The sequence below is a fragment of the Cupriavidus sp. FW216-B1 genome (assembly GCF_058789195.1).
In genome coordinates, this window is the sequence record NZ_JBYTEL010000010.1 from 130,755 (window position 1) to 143,334 (window position 12,580).

Below are 12,580 nucleotides of genomic sequence, written 5' to 3' on the forward strand. Positions count from 1 at the left end.
CCATGAGGGAGTCCCTTCTTGCGGGTGAGGATGCGCCGTAGTATGCCGCCCCGGGCGCCGTTCCCGCCAGCTTTGTCGCGTGGTGCGGCCGGCCCGCTAGGCGCCGATGCGGATCTGCGCGCTTCGCGGCAGCGGATAGTCGCGCGAAATGGTCTCCTGCAGGAATCTCGTGACGGCTTTGATGCGCGGCAGGTATTGCAGGTCTCTATGCACGGTCATCCATATCGTCCTGCTCACCTTTACCTGGCCGTCGAGAATCTTCACCAGGCCAAAGCGCTCCGCGTTCGCGAAAGACGGAAGCATCACGATGCCGGCTCCGGCGACCGCGGCAAACAATTGCGCGATCATGCTCGACGACTGGAACCCGATCTTGGGTCTGGTGATCGCCTCATCCAGCCACCTCACCGTGTCGAGCTGGATCAGGTCATCCACGTACGTGGAGAACTGGTGGTCGGGCAAGTCTGCCAGTCCCGCCGGCGTGCCGTGTTTGGACAGGTATGCCGGCGCCGCATAAAGGTGCAGCGGAAATGCGCCGGTAGGCACGACATCCAGCGACTTGCCGTCTGGCGGAAAGAAGCTCAGGAACACGTCCGCCTCGCGTTGGTTCACGTGCATCTGCTGAGTCGTTGTGACGAGTTCCACGGCGATCTTCTGAAATCGGCGCGAGAACGTCACGAACTCGCCGGCGAGGTACAGAGAAGCGATCCCTTCCATGGTGCCGACCCTGACGGTACCGGACGGTTCCTTGTGCGAGCCGCCCAGGAACTCGCCGAGCGCCACCACGTTTGACTCCATGGCCTCGACGTACTCGAGCAACGCCTGGCCGCGGACCGTGATGTGCAGGCCTTGGTTGTCACGCTCGAAAACCGGCGCGTTGATCGCCTCCTCCAGGCGGCTGATGTGGCGACTGATCGTCGATTGGTCGCACTTCAGGCGGCGCGCGGCACCGCCAAGCGTCCCCGAACGCGCCACCTCGAGGAAAATTTTCAGGTCGTTCCAGTTCGGATTGATTTTGGACATCGCGCGAAAGCCGCTACAGGGGTTTTTGCAAGAATAACCGCGAATCCACCGAAAACCAGCTCGGCACTTTCCCTGTGCAGCCCGCCCCAGATAAGGGCGCGCAGTGCCTTGCAGATTTGCAAGGCACTGCGCGGAAGTTCCGCTTTCCACATCCGGCGGGCGCCCCTAACCTTGGTTCGTTTCTGTCCTCCCGAACGCCCAGCCTCGCATCCCCGATTTTTCGGGCCGCGACTGGCATTTCTCCAACCGTTGAGGTTCGCCATGTCCAAACAAACCGACTATCACGCGCTCTTCGATCACCCGGATTTTGCCGCGCTCGTGCGCCAGCGCCGGATCGTCGTCGTCAGGCTATTCGTCATCAGCATGGCGTTTTTCTTCTCGCTGCCGCTGGTATCGACGTTTGCGCCCCAACTCCTCCTCATCCGGGTCACGCCGTCCACCACACTTGGTCTTTGGTACAACGTGGCCCAGTACTTCATCGGCGGCGCCATCGCCTGGCGCTATGCGGTTCAGCTCAGGCGTCTCGATGCCGCGGCCGCGGCCCTCACCCGTGGCGCCGGGCAAGTCAGCCCGACGAGCCATGCCGCCGCCGCGCGGCGCGCCATCGCCTGAAGGACAGCCATGATCAAACGACTCCTCTACGCGCTGCCGCTTGCGGTCGCCAGCAGCGCCGCGCTCGCGGACAACCCCACGCTGGTCAGCGCCGACAATCGCGGGCTGACCTTCGGCGTCTTCGCGGTGCTTTTCCTGCTCACGCTCGGCATTACATGGGTTGCCTCCCGACGCAATTCGACGGCAAGCGATTTCTACACGGCCGGCGGAGGCATCAGCGCGCGGATGAACGGACTCGCCATTGCCGGGGACTATCTCTCCGCGGCGGCGTTCCTTGGTGTCTCCGGGCTTATCGCGCTGTACGGCCTGGATGGCATCAGCTACGTGGTTGGCTTCTTCGTATCCTTCATTCCGGTGCTCATTCTCATCGCCGAGCCTTGCCGCAACCTTGGAAAGTTCACGCTCGGCGACGTGCTCGCGTTCCGCAACCACTTCCGGGCCACCAAGCTGGTGGTGGCGGTGTCCAGCATCCTGGTCGCGCTCTTCTACATGGTGCCGCAGATCGTCGGCGGCGCCGTGATCGTGCGGGCGCTGATCGGCATTCCTTACGAGATGTCGGTCATCGCCGTGGGTGCCTTGATGCTGATGTACGTGCTGTTCGGCGGCATGCGCGCAACCACATCGGTGCAGGTTCTCAAGGCCCTGCTTCTGATCGCCTTCTGCCTGATCCTCGTCATCCTTTCCTGGCTGCCCTACGGATTCAATATCGAAGGATTCTTCCACGGCGTGGTCTCCGATGCCGCCATTCGACAGCACGTCCAGGGGTTGCTCGCCGGCACGTCGGCGTTGAGCGTCGCGGATGCCGGCCAGAGACTGCTGGCACCCGGCCTGTACCTGAAGAATCCTCTGGAGCAAGTGTCCCTCGGCATGGCACTCGTTCTCGGGACAGCGGCGATGCCCCACATCCTGATGCGTTTCTTCACGGTGCCCGACGCGAAAGCGGCGCGCAAGTCGGCACTATATGCAATGTTCGCCATTGGCATGTGCCATCTCCTGATTGTCGTCATCGGCTTCTCCGCGGCACTGAACGTGGGACCCAAGGCCATCCTGGCGATGGACAAGGGGGGAAATCTTGCCGCGCCGATGCTGGCGCAGTTCCTTGGCGGCGGTCCCGACAGCCTGCTCGGGAACTTCATGCTCGCCATCGTTGCCGCCGTTTCATTCGCGACGATCGTGGCGGTGGTGGCTGGCCTGACCCTGGCGGCGGCGTCGGCGCTCGCGCACGACGTCTATGTCGGCGCGATCAAGAATGGCGTCGCGACCGAACGGGAGCAGGTCGCGGCGGCCCGCATCGCCACCTTGCTCATGGCCGCCATCTCGGTGGGGGCCGGCATTGCCGCCAAGGGCCAGAACGTCGCCCAGCTCGTGGGGCTGGGCTACGCGGTCGCCGCTTCGGCAAATCTGCCCGCGCTGGTCTGCACGCTGTACTGGCGCCGCTGCAACACCGCCGGTGTCGTGGCCGGCGTGGTGGGTGGAACGATTCTCTCCATCGGCCTGGTGCTCGTATCGCCCAATATGACTTACCCGCTTCTGCAAAAGGAAGCGGCGATGAAAACCGTGACAGCGCTGTCCAGGCAGATCGCCGATGCGCACGATGAGAACGTTCGCCAGAAGCTCGGCAGCCGACTTGCGACCGAGCAGGCGCTCACGGCTTCCATCCCGGATGACGCCCGCAGCATCGTTGGGCTGCGCAGGCCGCTCATCGAACTGCGCAACCCCGGAATCATCTCCATCCCGTTTGGCTTTCTTCTTGTCTTCCTCTTCTCCCTGCTCAGCCGCAGCCGCCTTTCCGAGGCGCGTTGGGCCGAGCTTTCCGTGCGCCGTGAAACCGGCATCGGCGCGGCGCAAGCCGTATCGCACTAATCTGGTCTGGAACGAACAATCATGAATCTTCCCATCGTCAAAGTCGCGGCCGTACACGCCGCCCCCGTCTACATGAATGCGGCGGCAACGGTATCCAAAGCCGTATCGCTGATCGACGAAGCCGCCCGCCAGGGGGCGGAACTTGTCGCCTTTCCCGAGTCGTTCATCCCGGGCTTTCCCGTCTGGGCTGCATTGTGGGCACCCATCTACAATCACGACTGGTTCCGCCGCATGGTGTTGAACAGCATCCTCGTCGATGGCCCCGAGATGGCGCAGATTCAGGCGGCGGCCCGGCGCAACGGCGTCTTCGTCTCGATCGGGTTCAGCGAGAGCACGGAGGCCAGCGTGGGCTGCATCTGGAACTCCAACGCCCTCATCGGCGACGACGGCACACTCCTCAACCATCATCGAAAGCTCGTTCCCACCTTCTACGAAAAAATGGTCTGGGCGCCTGGCGATGGTCACGGCCTGAGGGTGAGCAACACGCGCATCGGACGCATCGGCGCGCTGATCTGCGGCGAGAACACCAACCCGTTGGCCCGATACGCGCTCGCGGCTCAAGGGGAGCAGATTCATATCTCCGCGTGGCCGGCAATCTGGCCGACCCGCATGCCTGGCTCGGGTCAGAACTTCGACAATCTCGCAGCCAATCGCATCCGGGCAGGCGGCCACTCGTTCGAAGCCAAGGCATTCGGCATTCTCAATGCCGGATTCATGGATAAGACCATGTTCGATCAACTCGCGGCCAGTGGCGATCGCCAGGCCATCGAGGTCCTGGAGAACACGCCTCGCGCAGCCACGCAATTCCTGGATCCGACGGGGGCCGTGATCGGCGATACGCTGCAAACGGAGGAAGGCATCGCCTATGCGACATTCGACATCAACGCCTGCATCGAACCCAAACAGTTTCACGACATCGTGGGCTACTACAATCGCTTCGATGTCTTCAACATCGAAATCGACCGTCGCCGCCTGAGCCCGGCGAAATTCTCGGCCGAGACGGCGAGCGCACCCCGCGCGCAATCGAACGGCGAACGGACCGGCGCGCCTGAGGCAACGATGGAAGACATGGCCTGATTGGCGCCTGCCCGGAAATTCCCCGCCGATGTGATTCGACGCTCCGGTATGGCAAGAAGAACATCGGGGAGCGGCAGGCGACCAAGGCGGCCAGGACGAAGCGGTATTCGCGCGGAGGAGAACACACTGCAACTGGCGGCCCCCGGAACGAGGGGCCGCGCGTGGGGAGTGCATTCCAAGGACGGCCCGGGGAATTGGGACGCGACACCTGAGAGTACATTTCGCAAGCGCATCGATGTTCTGCAGGATCTTCGATGTCCGAGGTCAGCCACCCCCAGCCCGCCCTATACTACGATCATCATTTCACTGCGGGCTGAACGATCGAATACGCACCCGGCATCAGCCAGCTCGCCGCCGGTTGAGCGCCGGTTGAGCGCCGGTTGAGCGCAAACCGGCGCCAGCCACGTTGTTTTCCCCAGCCATGCGCCGCGAGGCGCCGCACCGAAGGAGGCAGATGCAATGAGCGACGGACTGAACGACGAAGCGCGCCAGGCACTCTGGCGCCTGATCGAGCTGATCAACTTCGACGACGCGGCCATGATCGAGAAGCAGCAGACGCTGTTCGACGAGGAGCTGGCCGACGCCGACGATGCCGACGAGATCGAGGGCCAGGAGCTGCTGTGGATCCTCAAGGACGTGATCGACTGGGAATCGGGCTTCTACGTGGACTGGAAGGACTGCGCGTCCTTCATCGGCTGCATGGACGCGCTGTGCGCGCGCGTCGACGTCACGCTCGACTGGGGCGCGGAGGACCCGGAGGACGAGGATTTCCTCGAGAGCACCAGCGTGCCCGAACTGATGGAGCTGGCGTTCGAGCAGTTGCGGGTGGCGGGCTTCACCTTGTGGAACTGGAACACGGAAGGCGATGCCTACGCGGGATGGATCGCCCGCGGCGAGGACGACGAGGAGATGATGACGGTGGCGGAAGTGCTGGGGCTGGACATCCGGCCCGGGGACCAGCCGTATTGATGACCGCCGGCATCCGATGCCGGCATCGCGGAATCCGCCGGGCTTGCCGCTTCATCCCCCCGGCACGGGCATGTCAGACCCGCGGCGGCGACAGCCGCGGGTCGATCCGGCCCAGCGTTTCTTCCAGCACGTCGAGGAACACCCTGACGCTGGCCGGCATCAGCTTGCGCGCCGGCATCAGCACGAAGACCTTCAGCGGCGACGTGGTATAGCCGGGCAGCACCCGCACCAGCCGCCCCTGGTCCAGTTCCTCCTGCACGTAGCGCGGCGACAGCCGCGCCACGCCCAGCCCGTCCATCGCCGCCTTGAGCCGGATCTCGGCGTTCTGCGTGCGCATGCGCGGGTCCACCTGGAGGCTGAACACCTCCTTGCCGTCGCGCAGGAATTCCCAGCGGCGGTCTTCGGCGTTGCCCAGCGTGGGCCAGCCGCCCATGTCCTGCGGCGTGCGCGGCAGCCCGCGCGCGCGGATCAGCGAAGGCGCGGCGAAGAAACCGCGCTCGATCAGCACCACGCGCTTGCTGGCGAAGGAGCTGTCGTGCAGGCCGGTGTTGGTCATGACGAAGGCGAGATCGTAGCCGCGCTCGATCAGGTCGGGCTGGTCCCAGGTCACGTCCACTTCCACGCGCAGGTCCGGGTGCAGCCGCAGCAGCCGCGTGAGGCTGGGCGAAAGATGCAGCGAGCCGACCTCGTAGGGCGTGGAGATGCGCAGGGTGCCGCTGACCTGCTCGCTGACGGACAGCGCCTCGGCGCTGATCTCGCGCAGCTCCGTGAACAGCGGCGCGACGCGGTCGTAAAGCTGCTGGCCGCGCTCGGTCACGCGCACGCGGCGCGTGGTGCGCTCGAACAGCCGCACGCCGAGCTGCGTCTCGAGGCGGGACACGGCGGCGCTGGCGGACGACTTCGGCACCTCGGCCAGCTCGGCGCCCCTGGTGAAGCCGGCGCCTTCCACCACGCGGCAGAAAATCTCCCAGTCCTTCCACTCGATCGTCTTCATGCGCCGTTCCGCTCTCCGTGCCCGATGGCGCGCCGTGCGCGCGCGCCGGGCCATTGTCCCACAGGGCGAACAATAACGAGCGATTGCACGCGGGCGTCCCCCGCTCAATCCCCGAACAGGATCACCGAGCGCGCCAGCTCGCCGCGGCGCAGTTCGTCGAAGGCGTCGTTGATGTTTTGCAGCGGCATGCGCCGCGAGATCAGTTGGTCGAGCTTGAGCTTGCCGGACAGGTAGAAGTCCACCAGCCGCGGCATGTCCACCGGGAAGCGGTTGGAGCCCATCATCGAGCCCTGGATGCGTTTCTCGGCGAGGAAGTCGGTGCCCTTGAGCTCGATCTTCACGCCCGGCGCGATCATGCCGATCACGGTGGCGGTGCCGCCGCGGCGCAGCATCGAGAAGGCCTGCTCGGCGGTCTGCTTGAGGCCGATGGCCTCGAAGGCGTGGTGCACGCCGCCGCGCGTGAGCGCGCGCACGGCGTCCACCACGTCGGCGTCGGCGGCGTCGACCACGTCGGTGGCGCCGAACTGCTTCGCCAGCGCCAGCTTGCCGGGCACGCGGTCGATGGCGATGATGCGGCCCGCGCCGGCGATGGCCGCGCCGTTGATGGTGGCCAGGCCGATGCCGCCGCAGCCGATCACCGCCACGGTCTCGCCCGGCTGCACGCGCGCGGTGTGCACCACGGCGCCCACGCCGGTGGTCACGGCGCAGCCGATCAGCGCGGCGCGGTCGAGCGGCATCTCGGGGCGGATCGCCACCAGCGCGTGCTCGTGCACCAGCATCTGCTCGGCGAAGGCCGACAGGTTGAGGAACTGGTTCATCGGCGCGCCCCTGGCCAGCAGGCGCGGTTCCTCGCCTTCGCGGCGTTTGGTGTCCGGCTCCACGCACAGCGACAGGTGGCCGGTCAGGCAGTGCTCGCAATGGCCGCAGTAGGCCGACAGGCAGGTGATGACGTGATCGCCGGGCTTGACCGTGCGCACCTCGGAGCCAACTTGCTCGACGATGCCGGCGGCCTCGTGGCCGAGCACCACCGGCGTCGGGAACGGGTAGGCGCCGTCGAGGAAGTGCAGGTCGGAGTGGCACACGCCCACCGCCGCCGTGCGCAGCAGCACCTCGCGCGGCCCCGGCTTGCCGATGGCGACGTCCTCGATCACGAGCGGGGTCCTGGGTTGATGCATGACGGCGGCTTTCATGGGTCTCCTCGGCTGGTCTCGTTGTGGCCTCACTGTGGTCTCGCTGTGGCCGCGGTGTGTCTCGCTGCGCGGCAGCGCCTACCATACCGCCGAAACGCGATTCGGTGAAGCGCCCGGCCCACCCCGCTGTGCTCAGGACCGCGCCGCCGCCTTGCCGTCCTGCTGCGCCGCCAGGACCTCGCTGCGCTGGCGGTGGTAGCGGCGCAGGATCTGCTGCCCGACCGTCATGCGCGAGGCCACCGGCACCGGGAAGCGCACCAGCGCGTCGAGCTTGTCGGCGGCCACCGGCTCGAACAGCACGCGCGGCTCGAACTGCGACAGGTCCATGAAGCGCGAGCCGCCATATTCCTGCAGGCTGTGCCGCGCCTCGGCCAGGAACGGCGCGCACACCGCCTCGGTGATCGCCAGCAGCTCGGCCTCCACGCGGTCCGGGTCGGACTTCTCGGGCAGCGGGATGCGCAGCGTGTCCTGCGTGTACCTGCCAGCCTGCGAGTGATTGCGCACCGCCACGGTCAGCAGCATGCTGTTGGGCACCTGCACGGTGGAGCCGGTGAACTGGCGCGTGCCGGCGATCTCCGCCAGCGTGGTGGTGAGCACGTCCATGTCCACCACCTCGCCCGAGTGCGGCCCGATCTCCACCAGATCGCCGAGCTGGAACGGGCGCGCCATCATGCGCAGGAACGCGCCGAGGAAGCACATCACCAGTTCCTTGCCGCCGATCACCAGCGCCACCGCGAAGGCGGTCAGCGAGATCGCCACGCTCTTGAGCTCCGACACCCAGATGCCCAGCAGCAGCAGGAACACCACCGCCGCGATGGCATTGCGCGTGGCCACGGTCCAGGTGCGGTAGCTGCCGCGGTTCTCCTTGTCGGCGAGCTGGCGGCCCTGGAAGAAGCGGTTGACGAACTTCACCACCACCATGCCGGCAAGCACGATGGCCGCGCTCAGTCCGATATGCAGCAGATAACTGTCGTTGAAGGGCAGATTCATTGAGACATGTCCGAATACGGCCGGGCGGCACCGCCGGCAAGGCGGCGCGCCATGAGCAAACCCCCGATTCTAGCCATGCCGCGTGGCCGGGCCGCAAAACCCGGCCGCCGCGCGTGGCGGGGCCGGCGCGAGCGCGCCTCGTCGTGGCATGGCGCGGCATGGCGCGGCATGGCGAGACGTTCCCCGGCGGACGTTTTCTCTCCTGGGATGCCGCTCCGTACCAGGCGACGGATGCAAAGCCTGCCTGACGTGGGTTTCCGCGCGCCGGACGCGCGCGGCCTGTCAGGGCGGCGCCGGACGGGACGGTGAAGACGCGCGCGGCGCCGCGACCGGAGGCCGGCCGGCGCGCGCGCGGAACAAGCGGGGCATGCGCGCCGCGCGCGACGCGCGCGGCAAGCCATGCCGGCCGCGCGCGGCGGCCAGCAGCAGCGCGGCCACGCCTTCGATGCCCATGCAGATGAGGAAGTACAGCAGCGCCACCGCGCCGAACACCTGCGCGGCGTAGCCCATGCTGCGCCCGTTGACCTGCGCCGCCGCCGTGGACAGTTCCACCACGCCGACGATGTAGGCCAGCGACGTGTCCTTGGCCAGCGACACCCACACGTTGCCCAGCGACGGCAGCATGGCGCGCAGCGTCTGCGGCAGCACGATCTGCCACAGTGCCTGCGGCGGCGTCATGCCGAGCGCCAGCGCGGCCTGGCGCTGGCCGCGCCCGATCGCGTCGAAGCCCGCTTCCATGACCTGGGCGATGTACGCCGCGCCGATCAGCGCGAGCGCCAGCACCACGGTGCGCACCTCGCCGACGTGCACGCCGGCCAGCATCGGCAGCAGGAAGTAGGTCCAGAAGATCAGCATCAGCACCGGGATCGCGCGCAGGCCGGCGAGCAGCGCGCGCAGCGGCCGCGCCGGCGCGGCGGGCATCAGCTCGAGCAGCATGGCCAGCCCGATGCCGAGCACGGTGGCGCCGGCGCAGGCCAGCACGGCGATCCACAGCGTCAGCGCGGCGCCGGCCAGCGGGCCGTCGGGGAAGGTGCCCTTGAGCAGGTAGGGCAGCTGGGCCAGCACCACCGCCCAGCCGCCGGCAAGCGCGTCAGGCACGGGCCGCCTCCGTCCAGCCGAGCCGGCGCAGCAGCGGCGGCGCGGCGGCCTGCAGCAGCAGGATCAGCGCCGCGTACAGCAAGGTGGCCAGGCCGAAGGCCTGGAAGGTCATCAGGCTGTCGGTCTCGACCTGGCGCGCGGCGTAGGACATCTCGGCAAAGCCGATCGCCATCGCCAGCGAGGTGTTCTTGATGGTCTGGCAGAGCTGCCCCACCATCGGCCGCGCGGCGATGCGCAGCGCCTGCGGCAGAACCACGCGCCAGAACGCCGCCGCCGGCGTGAAGCCCAGCGCCAGCGCCGCGGCGCCCTGCCCGGCGGGCACGTTGGCCAACCCGGCCTCCAGCTCGCGCGCGTAGAACGCGCTGGCATACAGGCCGATGCCGATCAGGCTGGCCAGCGCCTCGAGCGACGGCGCGGGCAGGTGGATGGCGCCGAGCCGCACGCCCTGCCAGTCGTACAAGGCGCCGATGGCGGCGTCGCCGAGCAGTTGCGCCGCGCCGAAATACCAGAAGAACAACTGCACCAGCAGCGGCGTGCGGCGCAGGAAGCCGACCGCGCCGCGCGCGGCCAGCCGCAGCGGCGCGAACGGCACCAGCGCCAGTGCCAGCCAGACCGCGGCCAGCACGCAGCCAAGCGCGAACACGGCGGCCGACAGCGCCACCGTGAGGCCGAAGCCGGAGACGATCCAGCCGACGTACTTCGCCGGCAGGGGCTGCATCAGGATGTCAAGCACCGGCATGGCCATCCTTCACGCCATCCGTCACGCGGCAGGGGCAAGCCGGCCGCGTCACTTCACCGTGCTGCCGATGGTGAAGTCGCGCGCCAGCGGCGCGGCGCTCTTGGGGCCGAACCACTTGTCGTAGATGCGCGCGGCGGTGCCGTCCTTTTCCAGCGCCAGCAGGATGCGGTCGATCTCGGCGGTCAGGCGGTCCTCGCCCTTGGGCACGCCCACGCCCATGTACTCGCGCGTCAGCGTGAACGAGGAAATCTCGAACTGGTCCTTGTTGGGCAGGGTGGCCAGCAGCGCGCCGAGCTTGGCGCCGTCCTGCGCGAAGGCCTGGATCGCGCCGCTGCGCAGCGCGGTCAGCGCCAGCGGGGAGTCGTCATAGGCGATCACGCGCGCGTCCGGGTACTTCTGGCGCAGCGTGGTTTCCTGCGTGGTGCCCTTGTCCACGCCCAGGCGCCAGGTCTTGAGGTCGTCCGGCTGCTTGAGCGTGCCCTTCCTGGCGATCAGCTGCAGGCCGCTGGCGAAATACGGCGTGGAAAAGCCGATCTGCTGGCGGCGCTCGTCGGTGATGGTGAAGTTGGCGGCGACGATGTCCACCTTCTGCGAGGCCAGCAGCGGGATGCGGTTGGCCGGGTTGGTGGCGCGGAACTCGGTCTTCACGCCCAGGCGCCTGGCGATCTCGGTGGCGTAGTCCACGTCGAGGCCCGCCGGCGTGGTGCTGCCCGCCTCGACGAAGCCGAACGGCGGGTTGGCGTCGAACACGCCCACGCGCAGCACGCCGGCCTTCTTGATGTCGTCGAGCCGGTCGGCGCGGGCCGCGCCCGAGGCCAGCACCGAGATGCCGAGCGCCAGGCTCAGCGCGGCCTTGATCAGCGGGGAGGAAATTCGCATGGATGTCTCGCGATGGTTGTGTTGGCGAGACGATAGCGATCCCTTGACCCCAAGGGAACGAAGGGTTTTGCAGATGGTTATTCCGTGCAAAAATACTAGCTTGGCGCACCGCAGCAAACACTGTGTGGCGCAAGAATGTCCCTGAAGACCGTCGCCGCGGATGCCGCGGCGACCAACAGGAGAGCCAGAATCCATGTATCACGGAGAGCGCTTCAACGGCTACAGCCACCTCGCCGGCGCCATCCTCGCCGCCGCCGGCTCCGCCGTCCTCGTCACCTCCTCCGCCCTGTACCACGACGCCTGGAAGGTCGTCAGCTCGGTGGTCTACGGCAGCACGCTGGTGTTCCTCTACACCATCTCCACGCTCTATCACAGCCTGCGCGGCCGGCCCAAGGACATCCTGCGCCGGCTGGACTACTGCGCCATCTACCTGCTGATCGCCGGCAGCTACACGCCGTTCGCGCTGGTCACGCTGCGCGGGCCGTGGGGCTGGACGCTGTTCGGCGTGAACTGGGGGCTGGCGGTGATCGGCATCGCGCAGGAGCTGTGGATCGGCAAGCGCACGCGCATCTTCTCGCTGCTGATCTACGTGCTGATGGGCTGGCTGGTGCTGTTCGCGTTCGGCCCGCTGGTGGCCGCGCTGCCCGCCGGAGGGCTGTACTGGCTGGTGGCCGGCGGCACGCTGTACACGGCGGGGATCGGGTTCTTCCTGTTCGACGAGAAGGTGCGGCACTTTCACGGGATCTGGCACCTGTTCGTGCTGGCGGGGAGCGCCTGCCAGTTCGTGAGCATCTTCTGGTACGTGGGCTAGGGCGCCCGCCTTCCCGATGCCGGGGCAGGGCGGCCCGCCTTGCCCGCGCGTGCCGCGCCCCCGCCGCCGCCGCCCAATAACATGCGGCCAGCCGCTTGCCGGCCAGCCCGGCGCGCCGGCTCCCCGCCCGCGGCGGTCGATTCCCTTCCCTGCCATCCGCTGCCCCGGGTGGACGTTCCCCAGACGGACGCAGTCGTTTTGGCTCCGGGCGCCGTCCGCATCACCCGGCCAAGATGATCGATTCAATCACAATTTGTGATTGAACTAGTCAAAATTCGCGCACTGTCCTAGAATTCCGGTCACACGATGATTGAATCGATCATCGTCAACACGACTGA

General features: G+C 67.3%; 12 protein-coding genes. 5 read left to right on the forward strand and 7 right to left on the reverse strand.

The window, feature by feature from the left end:
* Positions 1–96: 96 nt before the first annotated feature.
* Positions 97–1,020 carry a LysR family transcriptional regulator gene (locus AC3WXD_RS21020; RefSeq protein ID WP_492324615.1) on the reverse strand — a complete coding sequence of 308 codons (924 nt, stop codon included), beginning with the start codon at positions 1,018–1,020 and terminating at the stop codon, positions 97–99.
* 261 nt (positions 1,021–1,281) lie between these two features.
* Here AC3WXD_RS21020 and AC3WXD_RS21025 point away from each other — a divergent pair, with 261 nt between their 5' ends.
* The 4 genes from AC3WXD_RS21025 to AC3WXD_RS21040 all read left to right on the forward strand — a co-directional run bounded on the left by AC3WXD_RS21025 (position 1,282) and on the right by AC3WXD_RS21040 (position 5,541).
* Positions 1,282–1,632 carry a DUF485 domain-containing protein gene (locus tag AC3WXD_RS21025; protein ID WP_492324616.1) on the forward strand — a complete coding sequence of 117 codons (351 nt, stop codon included), beginning with the start codon at positions 1,282–1,284 and terminating at the stop codon, positions 1,630–1,632.
* Positions 1,633–1,641: 9 nt separating this feature from the next.
* Positions 1,642–3,495, forward strand: a complete 1,854-nt coding sequence (locus tag AC3WXD_RS21030; protein WP_492324617.1) for a solute symporter family protein — start codon at positions 1,642–1,644, stop codon at positions 3,493–3,495.
* Positions 3,496–3,516: 21 nt separating this feature from the next.
* On the forward strand, positions 3,517–4,572 hold the full coding sequence (locus AC3WXD_RS21035) for a carbon-nitrogen hydrolase family protein (protein WP_492324618.1): 1,056 nt from the start codon (positions 3,517–3,519) through the stop codon (positions 4,570–4,572).
* A 459-nt stretch (positions 4,573–5,031) separates the two neighbouring features.
* Entirely contained in the window at positions 5,032–5,541 is a 510-nt protein-coding gene (locus AC3WXD_RS21040; protein ID WP_454733924.1) for a DUF6630 family protein, read from the forward strand.
* Positions 5,542–5,614: 73 nt separating this feature from the next.
* Here the strand turns inward: AC3WXD_RS21040 and AC3WXD_RS21045 are convergent, their stop codons facing one another.
* The 6 genes from AC3WXD_RS21045 to AC3WXD_RS21070 all read right to left on the reverse strand — a co-directional run bounded on the left by AC3WXD_RS21045 (position 5,615) and on the right by AC3WXD_RS21070 (position 11,431).
* Positions 5,615–6,535: a LysR family transcriptional regulator gene (locus tag AC3WXD_RS21045; RefSeq protein WP_492324619.1), complete on the reverse strand. Its 921-nt coding sequence runs from the start codon at positions 6,533–6,535 to the stop codon at positions 5,615–5,617.
* Between the two features lie 104 nt (positions 6,536–6,639).
* A complete protein-coding gene (locus AC3WXD_RS21050) occupies positions 6,640–7,725 on the reverse strand; it encodes a Zn-dependent alcohol dehydrogenase (protein WP_492324620.1) in 1,086 nt (361 codons plus the stop codon).
* Between the two features lie 132 nt (positions 7,726–7,857).
* Entirely contained in the window at positions 7,858–8,715 is an 858-nt protein-coding gene (locus AC3WXD_RS21055) for a mechanosensitive ion channel family protein (protein ID WP_020202196.1), read from the reverse strand.
* A 282-nt stretch (positions 8,716–8,997) separates the two neighbouring features.
* Positions 8,998–9,813, reverse strand: coding sequence for an amino acid ABC transporter permease (locus AC3WXD_RS21060; RefSeq protein WP_492324621.1), 816 nt, complete (start codon positions 9,811–9,813; stop codon positions 8,998–9,000).
* A complete protein-coding gene (locus AC3WXD_RS21065; RefSeq protein WP_020202189.1) occupies positions 9,806–10,558 on the reverse strand; it encodes an ABC transporter permease subunit in 753 nt (250 codons plus the stop codon). Before AC3WXD_RS21065 ends, AC3WXD_RS21060 begins: the two co-directional genes overlap by 8 nt.
* A 42-nt stretch (positions 10,559–10,600) precedes the next feature.
* Positions 10,601–11,431, reverse strand: a complete 831-nt coding sequence (locus AC3WXD_RS21070; RefSeq protein WP_059411940.1) for an ABC transporter substrate-binding protein — start codon at positions 11,429–11,431, stop codon at positions 10,601–10,603.
* Between the two features lie 193 nt (positions 11,432–11,624).
* Here AC3WXD_RS21070 and trhA point away from each other — a divergent pair, with 193 nt between their 5' ends.
* Positions 11,625–12,242, forward strand: coding sequence for a PAQR family membrane homeostasis protein TrhA (gene trhA, locus AC3WXD_RS21075; RefSeq protein WP_020202187.1), 618 nt, complete (start codon positions 11,625–11,627; stop codon positions 12,240–12,242).
* Positions 12,243–12,580 lie beyond the last annotated feature (338 nt).